Source organism: Sphingosinicella rhizophila (assembly GCF_032378825.1).
GTDB classification, from domain to species: domain Bacteria; phylum Pseudomonadota; class Alphaproteobacteria; order Sphingomonadales; family Sphingomonadaceae; genus Allosphingosinicella; species Allosphingosinicella rhizophila.
On record NZ_JAVUPU010000009.1, the window covers coordinates 112,305 to 138,080 of the forward strand.

A 25,776-nucleotide genomic window follows, 5' to 3' on the forward strand; every position below is an offset into this window, starting at 1 on the left:
AGCACCGGCGATCAGAAACTGGTGCCCACCTCCAGCAGGTGGAAAACGATACCGATCCACAACATGACCAGCCCGGCCAGGAGCAGCGCCACGCTCCACAGCTTTGCCGTCCATTTGCGATCGCCGCGCCAGACGAGCCAGAGATTCCACGTCATGACAGCGAATCCACCGAACAGGACGATGATGGTGAGGACTTGGGTGAATAGAAGCCGCGCATCCAGGCTTTCGTTCAGGTCGTAGAGTTTGAGGCCGATGATCGAGGCCCAGGACCCGACTACGGCAAGATACAGGATTGCCGCGATTCCGGTGAGGCGATGGGCGATCAGCGCCTTCCGGTCCAACGTCAGGCTTGCCCCATAATGTCGGCGAACCAAGGCACGGAGGGGCCAGAGCAGGATCGCGAGCAGGAATATGGCAAGGCTGGCATAGAAAGCGGGCAAGAGCCAGGATGCGGACTTGTACCAGGCGACCCGGTCGAAGACCGATACGGGCGAGGTCGCGACGCGGACGATTTGGCCGCCGACCAGCTGGGCCGCGAGCGTGCCGTGGCCTCTCATATCCTTCCAGACGAAGGGCGTCACCTCCACCCATTCGGGTCTCGGCGCAGCGCCGCCTCCGCTGCCGATCACAAGTTTGCCCTTGCCGTCGACACTGATCTCCTGCTGCCCGAGCAATTGGGTGATGCTGAAGAAGTTGGAAGCGGAAGCACGCGAATTCGCCCAAAGCCCGGTCATCATTCGGGCGTGTTTGGCAGCGGTTTCGGGATCGACCCTGCGAGTGTCCGGCCGGCCCAGAAAATAGCGGTCGGCAAAGCCTTCCACCAATGCGTCACGCAAACTTCCGGCGCCCCGTCCGGCGCTGTTCATGGAGAAGAACAGGCCGACATTGTCGTCCGGAAAGAGACTGAGCATGGTGTGGAATTGCAGGCTGTCGCCGCCATGGGCGATGATGCGGTGTCCATTCAGATCCTGCTCGTAAAAGCCGAGCAGCATGCGCGGGGCTCCAGGCACCATTGTGTGGGCCGTATCGTGCATCATCCGCGCTGTCTCCGGCCTCAATATGCGTGCCGAGCCAAGCGTGCCGTCCTGGAGGTGGGCTATCATGAAATTGGCCATGTCCGCGCCACTGGTCGTGAAGGCTCCCGCCGGTACGGGTCCACCCATCTCGAATGGCTTCGGCTCTTCGGATGCGGTCATATAGCCTTTGGACATCATCGCAGCCAGGCGCGGGGGAAGGGGCTGCCTTCCCGTGCTGTCGGACATGCCCAGCGGTCGGAAGATGTGGCGTTCGACATAGTCGACATAAGGTTCGCCGGAGACACGTTCGACGATGTATCCGGCCAGGCTGGTGGCATAATTGGAGTAAGCCGGGGTCGTGCCGGGCGCGAACACGCGTTCCGGAATCCAGGACTTGAGGATATCGGAATAATGCGGCGGCGGCCGGTCATGCGCGAGTATCCATTTCACCTGTTCTTCGAAGCCGGCGGTGTGCGTCATGATGTTGCGCATCGTGATCGGCTTGCCGTCGCGGGGCGGGATCCTGAAATCGAGATATTGGTTCACGTCGGCATCAAGGTGGATCTTGCCTTGCTCGACGAGTTGCATGACCGCGGTCCAGGTGAACAATTTGGATGTCGAGGCAGGACGGAAAAGCGTGCGGTCGGGGTCGACGGGCCTTCGTGCCGCGACATCGGCATAGCCGAAGCCACGTTTGGTGAGGATCCGTCCGTCCTTGACCACCACGATCACGGCGCCGGCAATGTCTCCCTTGTCGAGGCCCAGCGGCACGAAGCCGTCCAGCCACGCATTGAGGTCCTCGGCCGTCAAGGGGACGCCTGCCGGCGGATGCGAAGGTACGGTCGTTGGCGGGGCCGAGGATGGCGACGCGATTTCCTTGGCCGCAGGGGGAGGGGCAGCCGGCAACGTCTTTTCCGCGGCGGCGGTGAGGCCAGCCAACGCGACCAGGCCAGCCAACAAAAATCTGATCGAGCGCATCATCTCTCCCCTCGTGCGGCGTCTGTCGACGCATCTGCCCTGGGACAGGATTTCATAATCCGAGGCGGAACACTGTCGGTTAGGCGACAATCTTCGATCGTCTGGCGAGGAATGATAATATGGGGAGGCGCGCCCCGCTCTTCCTCGCTTATTTGGCTCCGCGCCTGATGCCGACGCCGGGGAAGAGGTTCGGCGTGATCTTGCCGTTTTGGACCATCACGTTGCCGCCGACCAGGACGTAGCGGTAGCCGCTGGAGGCCTGGAGCGGGTTTTCATAAGTGGCATTGTCCTTGACGGTGGCGGGGTCGAAGACGGTGATGTCGGCATCGGCACCGACCTGGATGCGTCCCTTGCGCGCCATGGCCGGCGCCATCTGCTCCATGCGGCGCGCCGGAATGATCGTCATCTTCGCAAGAGCGGTCTTGAGGTCCACGACCTTTTTCTCTCGCACATAATGGCCGAGCACACGGCTGAACGTTCCGGCGCCGCGCGGATGGACCTTCGGATCGCTCATCACCATGCCGTCCGAAGCGATGGAGACGAATGGATCTGCCATGGCGGTATCGATCGCGGATTGCGGAATCATGAAGATAACGACGGTGCCGGAAGGGTCTTCCTTGCGATATTTGTTGAACGTCTCCTCGGTGAGCCGCTCACCGGTCGCCGTCCAGACGATGTCCTTGTAAGTGATGCCGCCACGCTGTTGCCAGCCTTCCGAGAAGAATTCCGAACCGAGCGCGGTCGATCCCGCCTCATAGGGATAAGCTTCGGTGGAAACGTCGACGCCGTGGGCGGCAGCGCCCTTCAATATCTCGACCACCGTCGGCGTATCGCCGAGCGCAGTCGAAGTCACATGGACGACTTGCAGGGCCGCGCCGGTGGCGGCGGCATCGGCGATCAACTCGTTCACCACCGCAATGGGCATGCCGGTGGCGCGGCTTGCCTCGCGCATGCGGGAATGAACGAAGACGGGGACATTGTGCTTTTTCGCTGTCTTGAACGACTTGTAGATTTCCCGGCGGCCGATGCCGGGTGCATATTCGAGACCGATGCCGATGCCGAGCGCCCCGGCATCCAGTTCGCGGTCCATTACGGCCATGATACGGCTTTCCTGCTCCTCATTGGCAGAGGTGGTGAGCGCCGCTGGCGCGATCACCAACTGGGCGGTGAGAGGCGCGCCGGGCTCGCCGCAGCGTTTGTCCGTCAGCACCTCGATCCGCGCGCAGAGAAAGCTGGCGGTGGCGCCGTAATTGATCAGCGCCTTGCCCTGCTTGCCGGCATAGAATTGAGCGACCGGCATGACCCCAATTTCCATTTCCATGGCAGTCGTGACGCCGTCGAGGAGCTGGAAGCTCTGGCTCCTGGGATCCTGGCCATGGGCATGATAGTCGATGAAACCCGGAGCGACGACCTGTCCCTTGGCATCTAGAANGCATGACCCCAATTTCCATTTCCATGGCAGTCGTGACGCCGTCGAGGAGCTGGAAGCTCTGGCTCCTGGGATCCTGGCCATGGGCATGATAGTCGATGAAACCCGGAGCGACGACCTGTCCCTTGGCATCTAGAATTCTCTTGCCATCGAGCGGCGTGGCCGAGACCGCAGCGATGGTGCCACCATTGATGCCGACATCGGCCACCTCGTCGCGCCCGCTCGCCGGATCGATGACGCGTCCGCCCTTGATGACGAGGTCATAGCTGGCATTCTGTGCCGCGACCGGGGCAGTGCCGAGCAAGGGTAGCAGGCAGACTCCCAGGAGCAGATTGCGCAGAGGCTTCGTCATTCATCCTTCTCCATTTTCATGGGAACCCGCCGCGACGACGCAGCTTGCGCCGTTCGCATCGAGGGGATTCCAATTGCTGCCACATGCTTGCCCGGAAAATTTTGCTTCCTCAAGCATGCGGCATGCCTGAAACGAAAATTGGCGACAGCTTCAAGACGGCAATTCACATCCGACGGCGCGTCTTATCCCTTCCAGGTCGTGAACCAGGATATTGCCATATTCGATCGTGATAAGCCCCTCGCATTGGAAACGCTGCAGGACTTTGTTGACCGATTGCCGCGAGGCGCCGACCATATGGGCGATATCCGCCTGCGGCAGCCGAAGCGACAGTCTCTTTCCTCCGTCGGCATCGGTGCCGAAGGAGCGTGTCGCGTCCAGGATCCGGCGCGCGACCCGTGCCGACATGTCGTCGAGGCTCGCTTCTTCGAAATACATGCAGGCGGCCCGCATCTGGCGGGCCAGAAGCTTGAGCATCGCGTCCCCAAAGGTTCGATGGGCGTCGCGCAGGCGCACAAAATTCGACATGTCGATGACGTCCACGACGATATCCGTATGCGCCTCGGCCGTCTGCGGTCTTGGGCCGAAGTCCACCATCGAACTGTCACCGAAGCAATCGCCGGGTTCGAAAAAGGCATGGACGATCTCACGGCCGTCGCTGCGGCTGACCGACATCCGCACCGATCCGGAAACGAGCCTGAACATCTCTTGGCCATGATCGCCCTGGAGGTAAATGACCTGGCCCGCCGCATAATCGCGGCGGAATGCCGCCTCCTGAAAAGCTGAAGCGGCCTCGGCATCCATCCATTGAAACATGTCGAACGTCGAATAGGTCATCGGGGAGCCATTTTTTCGTAGAGCGAAATCCTGCGTTTCGAGTCGGGATAGCAGATTTGTCCGGACCATGAAGGGTTACCCGCCGGGGATCTGTCGCGCGCCGCCTGCCGTGCCTGAGTGGCGACAGGCGCTATTGTCCTTCATCGTCCACCGCTGGCCGTCCCGGCCTTTCGAACATAGGTTCCGCCCCCGAATTCCAGGCTCGATACGACAGCCGCGGGGCCGATGGAGAAGCCCACGGGCGTGAGACCCATGACGCTGAGGAAGCCTGGATTGCGCCAGCGGGACTTGAACAGATTGCCGCTGTCATGCTCCAGGTCGCCGCTTACCGCGCCGCGGACGAGGACAAGCCGGCCGCCTTCTACCGTGACCCTGACATCGCCATAGAGTTTGCTCGAATATTCGCCGGCATAGCTGGCGATCGGCAGGCTGGGCGGCGTCGCGTCCGGCCTGGTCACGCGCGCCAGGTCAGGACCTTCCAGCGATTTGCCCTGTTTCCTCCAGTCGTCCAGCAGGATGGTGCTCCAGTCGGTTTTCTCGCCGCCGAGCAATTCGTCGAATATCCGAAGGGTCAGCGCATAGACCATGGCGTGTGGATAACGGTTGGTCAGCACGACAATTCCGATATTTTCCTCGGGGATCATCGCCACATTGGCCATATTGCCGTCGATCGCGCCGCCATGCTGGACGAGCTTGCGGCCACGATATTCGCTGAGGAACCAGCCCATTCCATAAGCGGTGACATGGGCGGTCGGCATCATGTCCTTATAGCCGCCTTTGGGAAGCGCGATTTGGGGTGTGCGCATGTCTTCGATCACGGCTTCGGAAAGGATCCGTTTGCCGTCATAGAGGCCCTTGCCGAGCTGGAGTCGCAGCCATTGAGCGACGTCGTGCGCGCTGGAGTTTATATTGCCCGCGCCGCCGCCATTGTCGCCGTCCCGATATTCGATCGGAACGAGTTTTCCGTCGACCAGGATGTGCGGGGTCGAGACATTGGCCATGCCGGCAAAGTCGTGGACGCTCGTATTGGTACGGGTCATCCCCAAGGGACCGAAGATGCGCTGTTTCAGGAAATCGTCCCAGCTGATGTTCGTTACGGCAGGGACGATCTCACCGGCTGTGATGAACATCTCATTATTGTACTGGAACCGGTTCCTGAACCCGATCGACTGGTCCTGGAAGCGAAGACGATAGATCAGCTCGTTGCGGTCGAAGCCCGAGCCCGACCAAAGCAAACCGGCCCCACCGACCCCGGTGCGATGGGTGAGAAGATCGCGCACGGTCACGTTGCGGCTGACATAGGGATCGTGGAGTTCGAACGATTTCATATAGGATCGGACGGGCCCGTCCCACTCGAGCTCGCCGTCATCGACCAGCAAGGCCAGCGAAGCGGCCGTGAAGGCCTTGCCCGAAGATCCGATCGCGAAGACCGTATTTTCGTCGACAGGTTCTTTCCGATCGACCGTTCGCGTGCCGAAACCCCGTGCGTAGATGATCTTGTCGTCCTTTACGACGGCGACTGCGACGCCCGGGATACGCCACTCCTTGCGTGCCTTTTCGACATAGGCGCCGAAATCGTCGAGCGGCTTTGCCTGGACGGTGGCGGCCGTCAGCCCCGACCACAGGATCAGGATGACGAAGGACAGTTTCGAATATTTGAAATTCATCTCGCAATTCCTTCAAGCATCAGGAGCCGGGGCAGGGGTGCCGCAATACGCGGCCGGCGCGGGCGCCGGTGTGGCCGTGCGCGTCCAGCGTAACCTGTCCGTTGACGATCACCGTTTCGATTCCCGTGGGCACGCCCGTAGGGTTTTGCCAGTCCGCGACGTCGTCCAATTCTTCCAGATCGAATATTATGATGTCGGCCCGCATCCCCTCGCGGAGGAGGCCTCGGTCGGAAAGACCCATGCGCTGGGCCGGCCAGCCGCTCATCTTGCGGACCGCGTCGGGCAAGCCAAGCACCTGACGCCGCTTCACATATTCGGCGATGACGCGGGGAAATGTCCCGTAGGCACGAGGATGGGCAAGCCCGAGAGCATCCACTTCACCCAATTTCATCACCGAACTCGCGTCGCTGCCGATGCTAACCCAGGGCTGACGAATGGCATGGACGATATCGTCCTCGCTCATCACGAAATAGAGCGCCATGGCGCGCTTGGGCTGGGCCTCGATGACGATGTCCCACGCAAGATCCACCGGATCCCGACCTAATTCCTTGCCGATCTCGGCGAGATTGCGCCCCTCGAAGCGGGAATATCGGGATCCCTGGGCATTGGCGAGGACGACATTTTGCCAGCCGCCTGACGCCGCGACGACGTTGGACCAGCCGGGCGAGCCCGTGACCAGCTCCTTCTTGAGGCGCGCGCGCACCTTGGGGTCGCGGAGCCGCTCTATTCCTTTTTCCTTTCCATCCGCCCAGACCCAGGTCGGAACCGTGATCTCCAGGCCCGTGCCCGCTGCGGCATAGGGATAAAGGTCGGCGGCAACATCGACGCCGCGTCCGCGCGCCGCCTCGATGGAGGCGACTGCCGCCGGGATGAGTTTCCCCCAGCCACCCGCATGCGCGCCCTTCAGGTGGAATATCTCCACCTTCACGCCGCCTTTCTCGCCGATTTCGATGGCTTCGTTCACCGCTTCGACCAGCTTCTCGCTTTCGTCGCGAATATGCGATGCGTAGAAGCCGTCGCAGCGGGCGGCGATTCTGGCGAGCGTGATGAGGTCGGCAGTAGTCTGGAAATTGCTCGTCGCGTAGAGCAAGGCGGTCGAGATGCCGAAGGCGCCGTTCCGCATCGCCGTCGCCACTTCGCCTTCCATCTCCGCCATCTGGGCCGCCGTCGGATGCCCCTCTTCATTGCCCATCACCTTCACGCGCGCCTGGGTCGCGGAATAATAGGTGGCGAAATTGACGGCGATTCCCCGCTTTTCCAGCCGATCGAAATAAGCCGGTATCTCGGCCGCATCGACGGGCGTTCCGCCTTCGCCCGCAATGACCGTCGTGACGCCCATGCGAAGCTTGTTTTCGGCGGCTCCGTTTTCGAGGAGGATGCGGCCCGATTGATCCATCATGTCGATGAAACCGGGGGAGACATAGCGGCCCGATGCATCGATCTCCCTGGCGCCGCGACCGTCGATCGCGCCGATGCGGACGATGCGGCCGTCCCTGACTGCTACATCGGCATCGATCCACGGATTGCCCGCACCGTCGAGCACGCGTCCGTTCCGGATGACGATGTCGTAATCATGAGAAGCGGGTGCGGCGCCGATCAGCATGACCGCCGCGGCCAAAAGAAAGAATCGCTTCATAGAACCGGCCTTTGCAGCAGGGGGTGAAATGTGAGCCGGCATGGGCGCGCGATGCGACCGGCCGGCCCACCGACATCAGAAGTTCACGCGTCCGCCTATCGTGAAATAGCGCCCGACCACATCGTAAAATGCAGCGTTAGGGAGGATCGGCGGATCCCTGTCGAAGAGATTCGATATGTTCCCGAACAGGGTGAAGCGGGAGCCGCTGCCGTCGAGGGGCAGGCGGTACTGGATGCCCAGATCCACGTAGAGGCGGCTGGATATGTCATTGTTCACGATATTCTGCTGGGCATTATACTTACCGCCGCCGACATAACGGGTGCGAAGGTCCAGGGTGAGATCCTCATTTTCGTAGGACATCCGCGCAAAGCCCCGCCATTTTGGAACGCCGTTGCTGCCGACATTGCCGATCGTGTCGACGCGGGTGACGCCGTCGTCATTCACCAATTTGTCGACATAGCTGGCGAGGACCCGGAAATTCAGCCGGCCCGGCAGAGAGGAGGCGATCTTCTCCATAGGCATTCTATAGGCGAGTTCCAGATCGACCCCGCTGGTCTTGAACGTCGTCAGGTTGATGTATGTGGCAAAGATCTGCGTGATCTGCCCTTGGCCGTTCCGCACGATCTGCGAACAAAGAGCATCATTGCCCTCGAAGCAGCGCGTGACGATGTCCTGTGTGCTGAGAGTGGTGATCGCGCCGGCGACGTCGATATTGTAATAATCCGCGGAAAGGCTCAGCCCCGGAACGAAGCTCGGCTCGAAGACCATGCCGATCGTATAGGTGTCGGCCCGCTCCGGTTCTAGGTTGGCGTTGCCGCCTGTGATCCTCTGGACCTGGACGGTCTGGTTGGTGAACGGATCGAAGACATTGCCGACCCCGAGCGCGGCGGCGGTGAAAAGCTCTGCTATATTGGGCGATCTTATGTCTCGCGAACGGACCGCCCGGAGGCGGAGACCGTCGAAGACCTGGTTGCTGATGCCCAGCTTCCAGGACCAGATGGAGCCGCTGGTGCTGTAGTCGCTGATGCGGGCGGCGCCGTTGAATTCGAGCAGCTGGAAGCCGGGAACGTCGCGCAGCAAAGGAATGACGACTTCGCCGAATGCTTCCTTGACCGAGAAGGCACCGCCTTCTTCCGCCAGGATCAGACTGGCCCAGCGCTTTGATTTGGACAGATCGTCGATCAGCGTGTCCGATGCCTCCCTTCGCGCTTCCACGCCGATCGCGACGGAAACCGGTCCCGCCCAGATCGAGAAGGGTTCGCCCCGAAGCGACACCGCACCCACGTCGAGCTTGGCCGTGGTCGAGGTCAGCGCATCGCCCAGCACGTAGCGGAGCGCCGCATCGGAAGGTGCGCCTTCGCCGAAGAGATTGATGGGAATGCAGGCGGTGGTGGGGACGGTGAGCGCCGATCGGCAGATGGGCTGCCCCGTCAACGGGTTGATCACGGAATCGACCGCTTCCGCATAATTGGACGCGATCCGCAGATTCTCGAAACCGGAAATGTTACGCTGCTCGCCGTGGCTATAATAAGCGTCCCAGCGCCATCCATTTCCAAGCCCGCCTTCGATCGCCACGGTGCCCTGGATGTTCTCGCGTTTGACGTCCAGTTCGATGAGCCCGAAATCGTCGTTGAACCGACCCAGGGTGAACGGCCCCGTCAACTGGTTCCGCACGGCAGCCGGAAGGAAGGCATTGTCTGGCGAAATCACTTGCAAGGCGAGATCCGGCACGAAGCCATGATGCGTCGTCACGTTGGAATAGCGCATGTCGCCCGAAATCTCGATCGAGTCCGTCAGGTCGTACGAAATGCGTCCGAAGACATTCACCCGCTTGACGGGGGAGGTGAGAGGAAGGCTGTCGTCATAAGAAGGGCCGTCGCCACCGGACATTTGCTGCCCCGACACGATCGATCCGGGCGCGAACGGACTGAGCGTGCCGTCGGGATTGAACTGCTGCCCGGCCAGTGGCCCGGACAGTATCAGTCCGCCACGGGTCACCACGGAGAATCCGACGTCGGGGGCGATCACCCGCTGACCGCCGGCGATGGCCAGCAATCCCCAGCGGCCCACATTGTCCCGCGCCGTTCGTGGAATGATGCCCTTCGATTCATAATATTCCCCGGCGAGGAGGATATTGCCGCGCCCGCCGGCGAAATCGGTGCCGCCTTTGACCCCGAGCGTATATTGGGCGCCGTCGTCGTGGGTGGAGAGCCCGGTCTGCGCCGACAGCTCGAAAACCATTATAATCATCGTCGAGGATCAGATTGACGACGCCGGCGACGGCGCCGGATCCCCAGGCCGCAGAGGCACCTCCCGTCACCACTTCGACCCGCTCGACGACGGAGAAGGGGATGGAGTTGAGATCGCCTCCGCCCACGAAACGGTGATTGTTCAGGAGCAGCAGGGTGCGCGCGGATCCCAGGCCCCTTAAATCCGATCCTTCCGATCCGGTGTTGATATTGCCGGTATTGATGGCGGGGTTGGAGGAATAGCGAAATTGCGGAAGATCCCCGAGGACCGCGGCGACGTTGGTCCGCCCGCCCTGCCGCAGATCGGCCTCGCCGACCACCGTCGTCGGCGTCGGGGCTTCGAATCCGGCGCGGTCGATGCGCGACCCGGTCACGACGATCTCATGCGATCCCTCGTCCGGGGCGGCGTCCGATGCTGCAGGTGGTGGATCGTTTGCCTGCGCGAACGACGGCGCTGCGAATGCGACGGCGATGGTGAAAAGTGCCGATCCGGCGAAGAAATTCCTCTTATGCGATTCGCGACTCTTCCTCATCATGTTTCCCCCTCCCAATTATTGTGATGCGGGATGAATCTCCGCTTGGCGGGAGAGAGTTGACGCAAGTTCTGCCGGGCCTCTGTCAAATAGGTGACAATGTACCGTTCTTACGCGCACTATGATTTTCGGAAGCTGTTGGGGCGTTTCGGCAAGGGGCGTAACGGAAAGGAAGCAGGGCGAGGATAATGAACCTGTACAAAAGCTTCATTCTGCCGGCGCTGCTTGACCGATCCATGGGACAGGAGGCGCTGTTCGGGCCCCGCCGCCAGGCGCTGGCCACTGCGGCCGGCAAGATACTCGAAATCGGCTTCGGTTCGGGCGCCAATCTGCCCCATTATCCCGACGGCGTCGTTTCGCTTCACGTGATCGAGCCGGACGGGCAATTGGCGAAGCGCGCGCTACCGCGGATTCTGGCGTCGGGCCGGCAGGTGCATGCGCATCCGGGGAAGGCGGAGGATCTTCCGTTCGCCGATGCGAGCTTCGACACGATCGTAAGCAGCTTCACCTTGTGCAGCGTGTCCGATCCGGAGCAGGCCCTGCGTGAAGTCGCACGTGTCCTTCGGCCCGGCGGCCGGTTCCTGTTCCTGGAACATGGGCTGTGCCCGGAGCCGGGTATTGCCCGTTGGCAGCGCAGGCTCAATCCTCTGCAGAAATGCCTTGGCGGCGGCTGCCATCTGACTCGCGACATGGAGGCATTGATTCAAGGCGCGCCTTTTGCGGCCCGCCGGAGCCGATCCTTCTTTCTGCCGAAGCTGCCCAAGATAGGTGCCTATCTGACGCTAGGCCAAGCGACCGCCCGGCCATGATCGCCGGCTTCAATGCGGGACGGCTGGAGTCCGCTCCTCCCGCGGGGTGATCCCGAAATGCCGTTTATAGGCCACACTGAAATTGCACGAATGCTCATAGCCGACGTCGAACGCGATCTCGGTCACGGAGAGGCGTCCCGCCCGTAGCAATCGGCGGGCCTCCTCCATCCGGCGGCTCCGGACATATTCGAAGATCGTGATACCGAAGACGGTCCGGAATGCTTCCGAAAGCCTGGTTACGCTGGCCCCGACATTTCGTGCCAGGCTTTGCACCGCCAGCGGCTCCGAGAAATGGGTATCGATATAGTCGCGGGTGCGCTCCACCTTGGTCAGGGTCCGTTCGTCCGGCCTCGGCACCGCCCGTGCCGCGGAACCTGCGATTTCCGTCCAGAGTTCGCAGATCAGCTCGGCACCGCGGGCTTCCACATAGGCCCTTCGCATCGGTCCTTCGAAAGCCATGGCTTCCAGTGCGCGCACGCTCATGGCCATGGATGGGGTCATCCTGCCGACCTCGGAGAACCAGGCGGCCTCGCCTTGCTCGAGAAAACGGGAAACCGGTCCGGGCATATCGCCGGGCTTCATCCCGAAGCGATCGGTCAATATGTCCGGCTTGCACAGGATCGTGACGGCGAAAGCGGGTCCCGGTGCGATGCAGCCGGATTTGACGATCCCTTGTCCATGAAGCGCGAGCGCGAATGTCAGGTCGTCGATCATGAGCGGGCGTTCGCCCGGGACCGAATAGCGGGCCGCGCCCCGCAGCTGGAAATGAAATTTCAGCCAGTCGTCGCCGACTTCCTGCGCGACGCATTCCTCCGTGGGGTGGTAACGCGACATGCCGACACAGATGCTCTGGCCGAATGAGAGGATCTCGATTCCGCTTTCAATCACAGGCTCATAGCCTGTCCGTGTCAGATAGCCGCCTTCAACCATAGATACCGGATCCCGTCCGCTTACCCGACTTTCTAGGGCAAATGTTCCGGCTTCTCCAGACGGGCATCAATCTCCAGGATCGAGCAGTTCCGGCCGCACGTCGTCCGTCGAGGCTCTATTCAAATGCCTAGCGAAGCTTTGCGGCAATTCCTTCCAGGTTCTTCTCGAGGGCCGCGATCCGACGAGCCGTTGCCGCGTCGGCTCCACGCGATTGCAATCCTGCCGCCAGGGTCTCGATACTTCTCGCCAGCGCCGGATCTTTCCGCCCAGAGGCGAAGGACGATTTCGCCTGCGCCAGAATGGCTTCGAGCTCGGCTAGCGAAGAGGGCGGAAGCGTCTGTCCGCGTTTCAGCTGGTCGACATAAGCCAGCGCCACCACAGGGTGATCCGGCCATGTCACGGGAAATTGCTGCTGCGGATTGAACAGCCTGCCTTGATCGGCCAGCTTCGCCGCCCCAATTTCATTCTCCGTCAGATATGCACTTGGCTTCAACGTCAGCACGTCCAGCCCGCGCGTGATCTCGGTCCCGTAGATGCGGCCATCATACCAATAGACCGACCAAAATCCGCCGAGCACCAGATGCTTTTCGTCGACCGGCCCCCGGTCGAAATAGGCGATTTCGGTGAGATTGGCGGAATCCGTGAAATCGATCACGGAAATGCCGCCTTGGTACCAGGCCTGGACGAAGATGTCGCGTCCGGGGACGGGAATGATCGAGCCGTTATGCGCGACGCAATTCTCCTGGTCCCCCTGCGCGGCCGTCAGCTTGTAGTGGCTGCGATATTCCAGCTTCCGGTCGACGATGTCGTAGATCGCGTTGGCGCCCCAGTTGCGTGGGTCCTGAGCGCGGCAGCGCGGCCGCGAGCCGCCGCCCCATTCGTCGGTGAACAGGACTTTCGTTCCATCATTGTTGAATGTCGCCGAATGCCAATAAGCGAAGCCCTTGTCGACGACCGCGTCGATCCGCTGCGGCTTGCGGGGATCCGAGATGTCGAAGATGATGCCATTGCCGGAACAGGCGCCGGCGGCGAGCTTGCGCGTCGGAAAGGCCGTTATGTCGTGACATTGATCGGTGCGGCTTGTCTCCTGCGTATCCTTGCCGTGATCGCCACCTTCCCAGAGACCGGCGAGCCGCCCGGTTTCGCGGTCTGCGAAAACCGCGGGACTGTCGATGATGCGCGACCGGGACGGATCGGAAAGGGGGATTTCGATCACGTCGATGCGGAACAGGGCCGTCCGATCATCTCCCGGAACGTCGCCGACGCAGCCCTTGAGTTCCTTATCGTCGCGAACGGATGAAATGCCCGAATTATAGACGATGATCGCGTCCTTCGCGTCGGGGCTCGAGACGATCGAGTGGGTATGAGACCCCCGGCAGGTCTGCACCTGGCCGACCTGCACGGGCCGCGAAGGATTGCTGATATCGAAGATACGCAATCCCCGGAACCGTTCGGGGCTCACCTCTTCGCTTATCCCTTGCAAACCGCAATCGGTACGCGCGCGGGTCTGCTCCACGGACATGATCAGGATATTGCCGGCGATCGAGACATCGCCCTGGCCACCCGGGCAAACGACCGAGCTGATGAGACGCGGTACGCCCCCGGCGCCCAGGCGATAGAGGTTGAAGCCGTGATAATTGCCGACCGCCAGCAGATCGCCCGCAAAGGCCATGTCCGTGTTGGCGAAGTTGAGGAGCGGCGACCTCTCGCTCAATTCGGCATCGGTTTCGTCGCGCTCCTTGGCCGCCGCCTTTCCGTCCTTCTTGTCTTTGGCGGGATCGGCCGGCTTCGGCGGTGGCAAGCCCGCCGGGTTGTCGCGATCGAAAAATCCTGCCGGCTTGGGCAGGCTGGCGACAAGGGTAAGATTGCTGATGGCCTGTCCGGCGTTGCGAAAACCTGGCGCGAGCGTCGATCGCGGATCGTCCGAAAGCTGGGCGAGCAGCGCGCTCATCCGCTTGATCTCGGCGCCTTGTTCATTCTTCACGTCGCTCGTGAATTCGAACAGGACCGGATCATAAGCCGATCCCGGCTGCTTCAGCAGATTGTCGACCATCTTCACGGCGCCTTCGTGATGGGCGATCATCCGCTCGAGGAACAGGCGGTCGAAGGCGTTGCCCTTGGCAGCGGCCAGGGCTGCCATCTGCTCCGGAGTGGCCATTCCCACCATGGTGCCATGTTCGTGCACCCCATGGGTCGCCCCCATCGCATGCGCTGCACCGGGGTCGGGCGCGGTCTGGCCGCGCTCCTTGAGCCACTTCTGCATCAACGCGATTTCGTCCGCCTGTGAGGCATCGATCCGGCCCGCCATGTCGACCAGCGGCTTGCGATTGGTCCGGTCCTTCACCAACGCCACCATCTGCACGGCCTGGTAATGGTGCCGGATCATATCCTGCATGAACCGCACGTCGTCCGGGGAGAAACGCGTGTCCGCGATGCGAACCGCCTCGGCTGCGCTCAGTGACCTGGTGGCCTGGCCAGGCGCGCCGGGCTGAACGATCGGGGCTTCTTGCGCCGATCCCGCGCCGGCCGTCGCGGCCAGGCCGAAAATGATGAGGCCCCGCCGGCAAAGGCGCTCGACGCGTTCGGATGACCGTGACATTCCTTGCTCCCGTTCATGCTCGCAGACGGCGACCGCTGCCGCCCCCCTAAAGGCGAACATGTGCGAAAGCGGCCGCGTGCGCAAATGACTTATCCGGCGTGCCAGGATCAGACTTTCTAACGCAGAGGGGCAGGGCCTGCTTCCGGCTTCCCCGATCATGCGGCTCCGTCCGATCATGCCTGACTGGTTGCACCGGCTTTCCGTTCGCGCGCGGCAAGCAGGATTTCGCGTGCGCGTTTGGCGACCAGTTCTTCCTCGCCGTCATTGAGATAGCCCGCGAAAAGACCGGGACCGGTATACTCGCCGACGAAGTAAACGGTCCGGCCAACGACGACGTGCACCGCGATCGGTTGTTCGCCCTGGCGCATCTGTTCGAGGAACTGATCGTGAGTCAGGGGAATTTCCGCTTGGTCCCACATCAGAACCAGACCCGGTCCGAAAAATGCTTCCTCATATCCAAGCCGCAGCCCTGGCACGTCGGCGAGATGCGCGCGCATGGCTTCGACCCGCCGGCGGTCGCGGCGGTAGAGCGCCTGGCTGTCGCGGCCGCGGAGCTGCTCGACGGCCGTCAAGAGACCGATCACCTCCTCTTTGTCGACCTTCAGCCCGCGGCCGAGGCCGGCCGGGTTCGGCGACGCGTGCAGCCTGGCCGCGGCGACAAGGTCGGCGCGGCCTGCCAATATACCGGTGGATTGCGGGCCGTGTACGCCCTTCCCTCCGCTGATGCCGACCAGGTCGGCGCCCATTCCCGTATAGCGCGACAGGCTGGACATGTCGGAAAGATGGGTGAGGGCGAAAGATGCGTCCAGATAGACTGGAACATTGGCGCGCTTGCCGATGGCGATCAACCGCTCGAGAGAAATGATTCCGGGCTGGTTCGACTTTTCGACCATGGTGAGGCCGCCGATCATCGCCGTGCGCTCGCCAATGGCAGCAAGCATCTCTTCCTCGGTATCCACGTAGACGTTGGTCATCCCGGCATTGCGGTAGGCGCGGTCATAGGGCGTGGAATGCGCACGCTGGATCACGGTTTCCCGCCGCGGCCAGCTGGCCTGGGGCAGGGCCGCAATCTTGTCCTTGTCGGTCCCGGCCAGGCAGGCTGCGGCCGCCAGGGTCATGGCGGCGAAGGCGCCGGAGGTCACCATGGCAGCTTCCGCCTTGGTGATTTCAGCCAGCTTCGACCCTGCGGCTGCGTATAGCGCGTTGAGATCGACATAATGGCGGGAGGCTTCCGCCATGGCGTCGGTCACTTCCTTCGACAGGGTCGTTCCGCCGAATGCCGTTACCGCGCCAGCGGCGTTGACGATCCGGGGCAGGCCCAGCATTCGTCCATAAACGGTGGCCTTGGCTGACGCCGCATCCGGCCGGACGGCTCGCGTGGCCGCCGCCGTGGCCGGCGCAGGCAGGCCGCTGAAGGCGAGTAGCGGCGACGCGCTCGCCAGCCATAGGAGCTCCCGCCGGCCCAGGCCATTTCCTTCGGCATATGACATGACAATTACCCTCTCGCCTTTGCAGCCGCGTTCATTTTTCGCGGAACACATACTCATGCTGGGCATCGCGCAGGCTCAGAATGGACTTACCGTCCAGCTGGCCCATCACGAATTCCTTCCCGATGAAACTCGGCGCGATCGTCACGAACGACGTCGTGCCATCGGGATTAGCCCGCGACGCGACCGGCGATTCCCACTCGCCGAAATCGAAGATGAGGCCGGTTCCCTGCTTGCGGACGTCGAGGTCGCCGAGAGCGGGATTGGCATATTGGCGGCCAAGCCTGGCGACGGCGGCAGCTTCCGGCGCAATATTCAGGGACTTGCGCTCGGCAGCCATCCGCTCACGCATCGTCTTTGCCGCCACCTCGACCTCATTGTCGGCCTCGGCCTTGCCGTCGAACAGCAGCTCCAGGAACTTGCGCGGAAATGCCGTCCAGAAGATATCGCCCTGATCGGCATTCGTCAGAATGACCGCGCCTACGTCATGATCCGGCAGCCACAACATGATGGATCGATATCCGAACATGCTGCCGGGGTGACTGACCACCCGCACCCCGTATTTGCTCGAGACCATCAGGCCCATGCCATAGGTGAACTGGTCGCCGATCAAGGCGTTGGGCGCCTGCCGATCCGCCAATATCGCTGATGAAATATAGCGGCTTCCGTTTGGAAGCTTGCCGCCTGCCAGCTCCATCGAGACATATTTCAGCATGTCGTCCACATTGCTCCACGCGCCGCCGGCGGGGCGCAGCGGAACGATGGCATAATTGATGTCGAAGACGGCGAAGGCGGGGTTTCCGTCCATATCGAGCGCATGCCCCGTCCCATGGTTGAGGCTCAGCGCCCGCCGGAAGTCGAACGTTGTCGACTTCATGCCCAGCGGATCGAAGACGCGCGATTGCATGGCTTCGTCATAGGCCCGTCCCAACTCCTTATCGGGGAACAAGGCATGGCCGCCGACGAAGCCGGCCGCGGCCGCCAGCGGGTTGGAATATTGGAACATCTCGCCGAACCGGCTGGTCGGCTGAACCGCGCCAAGCGCCGCGAGCGTCGTTGCCGGGGTCGCCCGCTCGAATTCCAGAAGCCAGTCCAGATCCTGACGCGGCAGGCCTGTGCATGCGCATAAAAGATGCCTGATCTGCACCGAGCGGGTCGTGTCGGCATTTCCGAGCCTGAACGATGGAAATACGCTCGTCACCGGCATGTCCCAGCGTAGGCGCTGCTCGTCGACCAGCTTGCCGAGCATCAGCGTCGTCAACGGCTTGGTGACGGAAGCGATCAGGTAGAGCGTTTCGGCATCGGGGGCTTCGGGCCGTCCCAGTTCGCGGACGCCGAAGCCACCCGCAAAGACCGTCCTGCCGCCTTGGACGAGGCCGACCGAAACACCCGGAATACCGAATTCCTGCTGCGCCCGCCTGATGAATGCGGTCAGCTCCGCGATATGCTTTCGGTCGAGGATATTCGCGGTGCGGCCGGCAAAGGATTCTCGCGAATAGCCTTTGGGCAGCAGTCCTTCCATGATGAGCGTCAGCGCCGCGCTCCGCTTTTCCCGCACACCGTTGTCGACGTCCTGGATCCAGGCCATCCAGCGGTCGCCGTGACGCATTGCGCCAGCTGTGACGGTACGATGCTCGCCCGGCGAGGTCTGGTAGGAATAGATGCGCTGATCTGTCCATCCGTCCTTGTCCGGACCGGATATAATATCCTGTAGCGGCCGTTTCGCCGAAGGACGATAGGCCGCCCATGCCTCCGTGATTGCGGCATCGTGCCGCTTCGCCTTGACGTCGACCAACGCGACCCACGAATTGCCCTCGGGAGCCTCCAGGACCGAAAGGTCGCCATTCGTGGTGAGTGACCATCCGGCGGGAACGATGAAATTATTGCCGGCGGTCGTTGTTGCGGGCCTATACGCTTTCAGCCGCGGCGTCGCGGGCTGTGCGGCCGAAGTCGCTTCCACTGTCGCATTCGCTATCCCCGCTTCCGCGTGGACATTCGAACTTAGGATCAGCAATGCCGAAAATGCGCCGACAAATAGTGAAGCGAGACCGTCCTGACGCATCTTTCCTCTCAAATACTCGTCGCCGGACCCGCATTCCTGTCATGAAATTGCCGATCGCTTGAGGCCTGGGCACCTCCCGAAAAGGAGGTGCCCGGCACGTCTTGCGATCAGAAGTTCACCCGGGCTCCAAAGGTGAAATAGCGTCCCATGATGTCGTAATGGTTGCTCTGCTGTTGGATGAAGGGCGGGCTGCGGTCGAACAGATTGGACACGTTTCCGAAGAAGGTGAACTTGTCCATGACTTTGAGCTGGGCGCCGATATCGACATAGATGCGAGCATCGATCTTGTTATTGACGATGCCCGGCACGTCCCTCGTGTAGACGCCGCCGCCGACATAGCGGATACGGGTATCCAGGCCGATCACGTCGTCCTGATAGGTCGCGCTGAAGGTGCCGCGCCATTTCGGAATTCCGACCGCGAAGTCGCCGACTTCGCCCGCGCGCTCACCGCCGGAGCTGAAAATATACTTGTCGACGTAAGTCGCAAGCGCGCGGAACCGAAGCGAGCCCGGCTTGTCGCCGGCGATCTGCGACATCGGCAGCACATAGGCAGCTTCGATGTCCCAGCCACGTGTCTGGAACTCGGCGAGGTTCTGCGCATTGGAGAAGACCCGGGTGACGGTCTGGGTCACGGGGTCGCGGATGATCGCGTCGCAGGCGGTTTGGACGCCTTGCCCGCAGAGGCGGGTGATGTCGGTCGCCAGCAAGGTGACGATGGCGCCTTCAATCTTGATGTCGAAATAGTCGACCGAAAGGCTGAGCCCGCGCAGGAAGGACGGCGAATAAGAGCCTCCGATCGTGAGCGTGCTGCTGATCTCCGGCTGCAGATCGGGATTGCCGCCGAAGATCAGGGTCACGAAATCCGGGTTGGGATCATAGCCGGGAGGCGGGTTTGCGGGCGGATCCAGATCGGTGATCGCGCCGATGCCGGTATTCTGGGTCGAGAAAAGGTCGGCGATATTCGGCGATCTGATATCGCGCGAGCGGGTGGCGCGCAGCAGGAGGTCATTGAACAATCGGGCGGTGCCGCCGACCTTCCACGACCAGATGCCGCCGCTATTGCTGTAATCCGAGTAGCGGGCGGCGCCGTTGAAATCGAGCTTGACGCCTTCCGCGTCCAGCAACGGAAGCACCATTTCGGCGAAGGCTTCCTTGACGTTGAAGCCGCCGTTCAGATCGGCGGTGTAGCCGGGGAGATTCAAGGCGCCGCTGTTGATGAGGTCGATCGTTTCCTGGGGACGGGTCGAGGTGATTTCTTCCCAGCGCGCCTCGACGCCCACCGCGACGGTGACCGGCCCGGCCCAGAGTGAGAACAGGTCGCCTTGGATCTCGGCGCCCAGGGAATCGAGCTTCTGCACGCTGCGCTGACCCTGGTCGGCGCTGATATAGTCGATGGCCTCCGCGGAGCTGTTATTCTCGCCGAAGATGTTGATCGGTCGACAGGCGGCATCATCGTTGGTCGGATCGACATCGGCGTTGACCCGGCAAACGATCTGGCCACCACTCGAAACGGCGTCGGCCGCGTTGAGGACGTTCTGGCGAAGCCCCCCAGCCCTAAGGAATTGCACATCCTCGATCTGGCCGTGGCTGTAATGGGCCTGATATTTCCAGCCATTGCCGAACGTCCCATTGATGCCGATCGCCCCTTCGATATTCTCGCGCTCAGCATCGAACACCTCTTGAAGAATGTCGCGATAGGCGCGGGAGAAAGAGAAACTGGTTTCGCCAGCCGCGGCCAATTGGTCGCGGATCGCCGGCGACAGGAAGGCATTGTCCGCGAAAATGGTGATCGGCCCGCCCGCGGCGATGTCGCCCGGTGCAAGAAAGTCCGTGAAGAAATCGTAATTGGTATCCGTCCGGCCATAAGCGAGGTCGGCCCAGATCGTCGCGTTGCTGCCGATGTCGTAACTGACACGCGCATAGGCGTTGAACCGCTTGATCGGTGATGCCGCATAGAAATCGTCCCAGAGATGGGATGAATCCTCGCCGCCGGTGCTGGATGCGTCGGGGCCGCGATAGGGACGCAGGGTTCCGTCGGCGTTGAAGGTCTGTCCGGCCAGCACGCCGTCCAGGATCAAGCCGCTATAGCTGCGACCCGGAATGTTCACGTCGTTCGCAAAGGCGAGCTGGCCATTGACGACGGTGAGGCCGGCGCCGAGTTGCGGACGCGAGCGGCGGCCGTGCGGCGGAATGCCGCGATCGTCGACATATTCGGCGCCGATCATGAAGTGGCCCTGGCCGCCGGCGAAATGGGTGCCGAAGGCGCCGTCGAACCGGTAACGTTCGCCGTCACCGCGCGAGGAAATGCCGGCCTCCGCGCCAAGCTGCAGGCCCTCCAGATCGTCGTTCAGGATGATGTTGACGACACCCGCAACCGCACCGGAGCCCCAGGCCGCCGAGGCGCCGCCGGTGACGACCTCGAGCCGTTCGACCATGTTCAGGGGAACGAAGTTGAGATTGTTCTGGCCAACGAAACGGCGGCCGTTGATCAGTGTCAATGTGCGGTCGACACCAAGGCCGCGCAGATCCACCGGAGCAGTGCCCGCGCCGGTATTGGCGACGGTCGTTGCCGGAACGACGCTGGGCCGTACCGATGGCTGATCATTGAGGACCTGCGCCAGATTGGAGGGAGCGCTTTGGCGGAGCTCGGTGTTGCCGATAACGGTGGTCGGCGTCGGCTGGTCGAAACCGGCGCGCTCGATGCGCGATCCGGTGACGACAATCTCGTTTTCATTGCCGCTTTCGCCGACACCTGCCGCTTCGGCAGGATCGTCGGATTGGGCGGGTTGGGCGTGGGCGGTCGTGGCCTGGCCAATGGCCGTGGCCAGGACGATCCCGCTCACGCCGCGGAGAAGGAACTTGCTCGCTCGTGCAGAAACGTTGCGCATGATACTCCCCTTCAGTTTATAATTTATTCTCTTCGCATCCTATCATTCCGCCAACAAGGAATCCATCCAGTAGGGCAATCCTGTTTCCTATTAGAAAATGGCTCGAATGCCGGCCGCGAACCTTTGGTTGGAGCGCGACCGGGCGTCGCATCAACTGTGGTTCCGGCAGACTGCGCCTCCTCACGCCCGTGGCTCCCGGACACCCGCGTTCGCCTGCGGCAGGCGGAGAAATCCATCGTGGACGCATGACGGCAAGCTTGTGAAATTCAAAAATGTCATGGACATTCAAGGCAGTGATAGGCCCGCACTGGTTGCCGAGACGCTGACGTTGATCCTCATGTGAACGGGATCGGCCGGGCGCGGGGCCGGCTATTCACGGAGGATGGCCATGGCGCCTCTTCCTGACCGGTTTTTCGCGTACAGGCTCTCACGACAGCGCCCGCACATATGCTGTTCGGTGGCGAATATAGTCGATCGGTCCGGACCGGCCTCAAAGACTGAAGCAACGAAGTCGGAATGTCCGGCCCGCGCTTTCAGACTTCAATTAAGCGCGGCCACGGCATCAGACGCAGCCCTTGCGAGCACGGACTGCTCCTGTCGCGACCGTCGCGTGCGGGAATTTCCGGTTCGACGCAAGCATGTCCATTCGAGATCCCCAACTGCAGGGCAGACCGCAAAGCTGCCAAATATAACCATCTGAAACATAGTGGAAATCGCGGAGGTGGGGGGTGATGAAAAAAACGGCTAGCTATGTTTCCGATCTGACACTAAAGTTCCGATCGTACAGGGGAAGTCGAATCAGGAGAGGGGGCCTTTATGTCTGTGAAATACAAGCAATTGAGCAGTGCGGCAGTCGCGGCGGCAATCTTGGCCGGCATCATGCATCCCGGAGCGGCTCTCGCCCAATCGGGCGCCGAAGCGCCGGAGGAGGGTGAGATCGTCGTCACGGCCACGCGCCGGGAAGAGTCGGTGCTGGATGTGCCGCTCAGCATCACGGCCCTGAGCGGCGACAAGCTCGTCGCCGAAGGCAAGGACGACCTGGCCGACTATATTCGGCAGGTTCCGGGCGTCACGTTCCGGCAGCAGTCTCCGGGCCTGAACGAGATCTCGATCCGCGGCGTGTCGGGCGGTGGAGGCCAGCGGGCCAAGGCGCCGATCAGTTTCTATATCGACGATGTTCCGGTCATATCGGATCCGGGGGCTAGCCCCGACGTCAAGACTTTCGATATCGAACGTGTGGAAATCCTTCGGGGACCGCAGGGGACGCTGTTCGGCGAAAGTGCGATCGGCGGCGTGATCCGCATCATCTCCAAGAGGCCCGATCCCAACAAGTTCGAAGCCCGGGTGCGTGGTTCCTACCTCAACTTCGCCCATGGCGAAGGGGGCTATAACGCGGACGTCATGTTGAACATCCCGGTCGTGAACGACAAGTTCGCCATCCGCGGTACCCTGAGCCGGCGCGACGAGGGGGGATGGATCGACAATCTCTCCCCCGCCTTTGGCGGACAGAACATCAATGATCTCGATTTCTGGTCAGGCCGCGTCACCGCATTATGGACGCCCACGCCGGATCTGGAAATATCGGCGACCGGATTCTTCACGCGGTCGGAATATGGCGGGCGCCAGTTCGCCAACCGCGATTATGAACAGACCATCAATGTCGATGAAGCGCGGCGCGACAATATCGACCAGTTCAATTTCACGGTAAAATATGATTTCGATTTTGCCGAGCTGGTAAGTTCTACCAACTATTTCAAACGGACTACGTCCCGGCTGTTCGATCTCTTCAGCTTCAATGGATTCCTGCCCGGGCTGATCGATGCGGAAGGCGGGCTTCCGCCCGGCACGGTGTTTGACACTTTCTATCAGACACTGGATATCGACGATAAATCGTTCGTGCAGGAAATTCGGCTCATTTCCCCCGGAGATTCGGCATTCCGATGGGTTGCGGGCCTCTATTACTTCGATACCAAAAATAATGTCGGCGTGGATTTCATGGAAATTCCATCAATCCCATTCAATCCTCTCCGCCTGAGGAGAGTTGAAGATTATCAGCAATATGCCGCCTTCGGCCAGGTGGAATATGATGTTTCCAGCCGCGTGACCCTGATAACCGGCCTTCGCTATACGAAGGAAGACAGGAAGATCAATTACGACCAGTCGGACGACTTCACCTCCCTCACGGGATTCAGGTTCCTGCCCGCGATCGGAATATTCGATGTCGATCTTGGCTACGACATCCTGACCCCGAAGTTCGCGATCCAGTTTAAGCCGAGCGACCAGGCGCAGATCTACGTTTCGGCGACCAACGGATTTCGTGGTCCGGGAGGCAATACCGACTTCAACGATAATGGTGTGCGCCAGAACGTTTACGGCGCCGAGAAGATCTGGAGCTATGAACTCGGTGCGAAGGGGCGATTTTTCGATGCCCTGACAATGGAGGCCGCGGCTTTCTACACCGACTGGAAGGACCGGCAGGAGGTGGTCAATCCTGGCGCACCGTTCAATGAGCAATATGTGTCCAACATCGGCAGTGCCGAAATATACGGCTTCGAAGCGTCGTTATCATATGCGTTCAGGTACGTGACTGTCGGAGGCAACATCAGCTACACGCATACCGAGATCGTCGAATCCGGGCAAACAGCCTTTGTCGGCCTACCCCTTACGGCGCAGCCCGAATGGAGAGGGAGCGCCTATTTCGATGCCCGTTTCCCACTCGGAAACCGATTCTACCTGAAGGCGCATGGCGACATATCCTTCGAGGGCGACAAGATCTTCAGTTATACGACGCCCGTGAAAGAGGGCTCTTACAAGCTGGTGAATGCGATCATTGGAATTGCGCGGGACAATTGGAGCGTCGATCTCTTCGTCCGCAACCTGACGGATGAATTCATCGCTTATGGCGCCGGGGTCAACGTCTCCGTCAACGAACCCCGTGTGATCGGTCTCGCCTTCGACGTCAGTTTCTGAATCCCTTGCGGAAGCGGTGCCCATCGGTGCGCCGCTTCCGCCTTCGGAACGTTCGACGGGAATGGGAAGCTCTCTCGCGACATCCTGGCCTGGATCCATCAAGCGATCTGGAGGGACCCCGCATCCGATCAGCAACCTCAAGAAATGATGGCGCAACAGGCCTCAGGTAACGCTCTATGTTCACTCCGAAATCGTCTCTCTCCCCCCAGACCGCCAATCTTATTCGTGAACCGATCCTGTGGGACAATCATGTCTGCCTGCCGCACCGGCCCGAAGCGGATTGGTTCGAGCGGCTCGAGGCGCATCGATCCGCCGGATTCACGATGATCTCCCTGAACCTCGGGGACGCGCAGGTGCCTTTCGAAACCCAGATCCGCATGGCGGCCCATTTTCGCGCCTGCATCGCCGCGCGTCCGGATGCTTTCTCATTGGCCTTGTCGGTCGCGGACATTCGCCGTGCGAAGGCCGAGGGGAAATTGGCGATCGCCTTCGATGTCGAAGGTGCCTGGGCAATGGACGGACAGATAGATCTGGTGCCCATCTACGCGCTGCTTGGCGTGCGGTGGCTGCTGATCGCCTATAATCGCAGCAATGCGATGGGCGGTGGCGTACACGATGACGCGGATCCGGGATTGTCTCCCCTCGGGGCCCGTCTGCTGGACGCGTTGGATGCGAACGGTATCGTCACCTGCTGTTCCCATACCGGCTATCGAACGGCCCGCATGGCCATCGACCATCAGGCCGAGCGCCAGCGCACGATGATATTCTCGCATTCCAACGTGAAGGCGCTGGACGATCACCCGCGCAACATACCGGACACTTTGATCGATGCGGTCGCTGCCGTCGACGGCGTCATCGGCATCAACGGCATCAGCGTCTTCCTTGGCGAAAAGCAGGATCTGATCAGCCGATACGTCGATCACGTGGCCTATATCGCCGACCGGGTGGGGCCGGCGCATGTCGGAATCGGATTGGACTATGTCTATGATCAGGACGACATGGAAGCCCAATTGCTCGCCGCCCGCGACACCTGGCCGGAAGGCTTCGGATATCAGCCGGGCAATCGCTATCTGGCTCCCGGCGATCTCCCGCACATCGTGGACCAGCTTCTGATGCGCGGCTGGTCCGATGCTGACGTTCGCGGGTTCCTCGGCGGCAACTTTCTGAGAGTGGCCGAGCGGGTGTGGAAATGAGGTCTCGATTGCCGGTGCCGCCGTTGCGCGTCCGGCTGGCGCGGCATCGCCGTCTTGACAGGGGCTTTTCGAAAATGAAAGCCTTGCACCCGAATGGAAACACAATCCGGTCCACGGCCGCATGGCCGCGCGATCCGGCTCAGG

At 61.5% G+C, this 25,776-nt stretch carries 15 protein-coding genes; 3 read left to right on the plus strand and 12 right to left on the minus strand.

The annotated features are described in order from the left end of the window. Positions 1 to 11: 11 nt before the first annotated feature. From RQX22_RS16195 to RQX22_RS16225, 7 genes are all read right to left on the minus strand, one after another. Positions 12 to 1,826 (minus strand): serine hydrolase domain-containing protein, encoded by a 1,815-nt coding sequence (locus RQX22_RS16195; RefSeq protein ID WP_315727730.1) that lies wholly within the window; start codon positions 1,824 to 1,826, stop codon positions 12 to 14. Positions 1,827 to 2,142: 316 nt separating this feature from the next. Continuing rightward, on the minus strand, positions 2,143 to 3,555 hold the full coding sequence (locus tag RQX22_RS16200; RefSeq protein ID WP_458309544.1) for an amidohydrolase family protein: 1,413 nt from the start codon (positions 3,553 to 3,555) through the stop codon (positions 2,143 to 2,145). Positions 3,556 to 3,925: 370 nt separating this feature from the next. After that, positions 3,926 to 4,609, minus strand: coding sequence for a Crp/Fnr family transcriptional regulator (locus RQX22_RS16205; protein WP_315727733.1), 684 nt, complete (start codon positions 4,607 to 4,609; stop codon positions 3,926 to 3,928). A gap of 140 nt (positions 4,610 to 4,749) precedes the next feature. Continuing rightward, on the minus strand, positions 4,750 to 6,276 hold the full coding sequence (locus RQX22_RS16210; RefSeq protein WP_315727735.1) for a serine hydrolase: 1,527 nt from the start codon (positions 6,274 to 6,276) through the stop codon (positions 4,750 to 4,752). Positions 6,277 to 6,295: 19 nt separating this feature from the next. Beyond that, positions 6,296 to 7,912 carry an N-acyl-D-amino-acid deacylase family protein gene (locus RQX22_RS16215; protein ID WP_315727737.1) on the minus strand — a complete coding sequence of 539 codons (1,617 nt, stop codon included), beginning with the start codon at positions 7,910 to 7,912 and terminating at the stop codon, positions 6,296 to 6,298. A gap of 75 nt (positions 7,913 to 7,987) precedes the next feature. Next, positions 7,988 to 9,802, minus strand: coding sequence for a TonB-dependent receptor domain-containing protein (locus tag RQX22_RS16220; protein ID WP_315727855.1), 1,815 nt, complete (start codon positions 9,800 to 9,802; stop codon positions 7,988 to 7,990). Positions 9,803 to 10,019: 217 nt separating this feature from the next. Beyond that, complete coding sequence (locus tag RQX22_RS16225; RefSeq protein ID WP_315727739.1) at positions 10,020 to 10,697, minus strand: TonB-dependent receptor plug domain-containing protein; 678 nt, start codon at positions 10,695 to 10,697, stop codon at positions 10,020 to 10,022. Positions 10,698 to 10,882: 185 nt separating this feature from the next. Between RQX22_RS16225 and RQX22_RS16230 the strand changes: the two genes are divergently transcribed. Next, positions 10,883 to 11,503 (plus strand): class I SAM-dependent methyltransferase, encoded by a 621-nt coding sequence (locus RQX22_RS16230; RefSeq protein WP_315727741.1) that lies wholly within the window; start codon positions 10,883 to 10,885, stop codon positions 11,501 to 11,503. 9 nt (positions 11,504 to 11,512) lie between these two features. Here RQX22_RS16230 and RQX22_RS16235 read toward each other — a convergent pair whose 3' ends face one another. The 5 genes from RQX22_RS16235 to RQX22_RS16255 form a co-directional block, all read right to left on the minus strand. Continuing rightward, positions 11,513 to 12,391, minus strand: coding sequence for a helix-turn-helix transcriptional regulator (locus RQX22_RS16235; protein ID WP_315727743.1), 879 nt, complete (start codon positions 12,389 to 12,391; stop codon positions 11,513 to 11,515). Between the two features lie 169 nt (positions 12,392 to 12,560). Then, positions 12,561 to 15,032, minus strand: a complete 2,472-nt coding sequence (locus RQX22_RS16240) for a DUF305 domain-containing protein (protein WP_315727745.1) — start codon at positions 15,030 to 15,032, stop codon at positions 12,561 to 12,563. 173 nt (positions 15,033 to 15,205) lie between these two features. Then, positions 15,206 to 16,522, minus strand: a complete 1,317-nt coding sequence (locus RQX22_RS16245) for a hypothetical protein (protein WP_315727747.1) — start codon at positions 16,520 to 16,522, stop codon at positions 15,206 to 15,208. Between the two features lie 31 nt (positions 16,523 to 16,553). After that, the gene (locus tag RQX22_RS16250) at positions 16,554 to 18,581 is read right to left on the minus strand and encodes a serine hydrolase domain-containing protein (RefSeq protein ID WP_315727749.1); all 2,028 of its coding nucleotides are present in this window, start codon (positions 18,579 to 18,581) and stop codon (positions 16,554 to 16,556) included. Positions 18,582 to 18,688: 107 nt separating this feature from the next. Next, complete coding sequence (locus RQX22_RS16255; RefSeq protein WP_315727751.1) at positions 18,689 to 21,469, minus strand: TonB-dependent receptor plug domain-containing protein; 2,781 nt, start codon at positions 21,467 to 21,469, stop codon at positions 18,689 to 18,691. An 816-nt stretch (positions 21,470 to 22,285) separates the two neighbouring features. Between RQX22_RS16255 and RQX22_RS16260 the strand changes: the two genes are divergently transcribed. Continuing rightward, positions 22,286 to 24,439: a TonB-dependent receptor gene (locus RQX22_RS16260; protein ID WP_315727752.1), complete on the plus strand. Its 2,154-nt coding sequence runs from the start codon at positions 22,286 to 22,288 to the stop codon at positions 24,437 to 24,439. A 176-nt stretch (positions 24,440 to 24,615) separates the two neighbouring features. Further along, entirely contained in the window at positions 24,616 to 25,632 is a 1,017-nt protein-coding gene (locus RQX22_RS16265) for a dipeptidase (protein WP_315727754.1), read from the plus strand. Positions 25,633 to 25,776 lie beyond the last annotated feature (144 nt).

Excerpts from the sequence above, each read along its gene's own strand:
- RQX22_RS16240 (WP_315727745.1), bottom strand. The coding sequence starts at position 15,032 with ATGTCACGGTCATCCGAACGCGTCGAGCGCCTTTGCCGGCGGGGCCTC.
- RQX22_RS16220 (WP_315727855.1), bottom strand. The coding sequence starts at position 9,802 with ATGTCCGGTGGCGACGGCCCTTCTTATGACGACAGCCTTCCTCTCACC.
- RQX22_RS16250 (WP_315727749.1), bottom strand. The coding sequence starts at position 18,581 with ATGCGTCAGGACGGTCTCGCTTCACTATTTGTCGGCGCATTTTCGGCA.
- RQX22_RS16260 (WP_315727752.1), top strand. The coding sequence starts at position 22,286 with ATGTCTGTGAAATACAAGCAATTGAGCAGTGCGGCAGTCGCGGCGGCA.
- RQX22_RS16255 (WP_315727751.1), bottom strand. The coding sequence starts at position 21,469 with ATGCGCAACGTTTCTGCACGAGCGAGCAAGTTCCTTCTCCGCGGCGTG.
- RQX22_RS16245 (WP_315727747.1), bottom strand. The coding sequence starts at position 16,522 with ATGTCATATGCCGAAGGAAATGGCCTGGGCCGGCGGGAGCTCCTATGG.
- RQX22_RS16230 (WP_315727741.1), top strand. The coding sequence starts at position 10,883 with ATGAACCTGTACAAAAGCTTCATTCTGCCGGCGCTGCTTGACCGATCC.
- RQX22_RS16225 (WP_315727739.1), bottom strand. The coding sequence starts at position 10,697 with ATGATGAGGAAGAGTCGCGAATCGCATAAGAGGAATTTCTTCGCCGGA.
- RQX22_RS16265 (WP_315727754.1), top strand. The coding sequence starts at position 24,616 with ATGTTCACTCCGAAATCGTCTCTCTCCCCCCAGACCGCCAATCTTATT.
- RQX22_RS16205 (WP_315727733.1), bottom strand. The coding sequence starts at position 4,609 with ATGACCTATTCGACGTTCGACATGTTTCAATGGATGGATGCCGAGGCC.
- RQX22_RS16210 (WP_315727735.1), bottom strand. The coding sequence starts at position 6,276 with ATGAATTTCAAATATTCGAAACTGTCCTTCGTCATCCTGATCCTGTGG.
- RQX22_RS16215 (WP_315727737.1), bottom strand. The coding sequence starts at position 7,912 with ATGAAGCGATTCTTTCTTTTGGCCGCGGCGGTCATGCTGATCGGCGCC.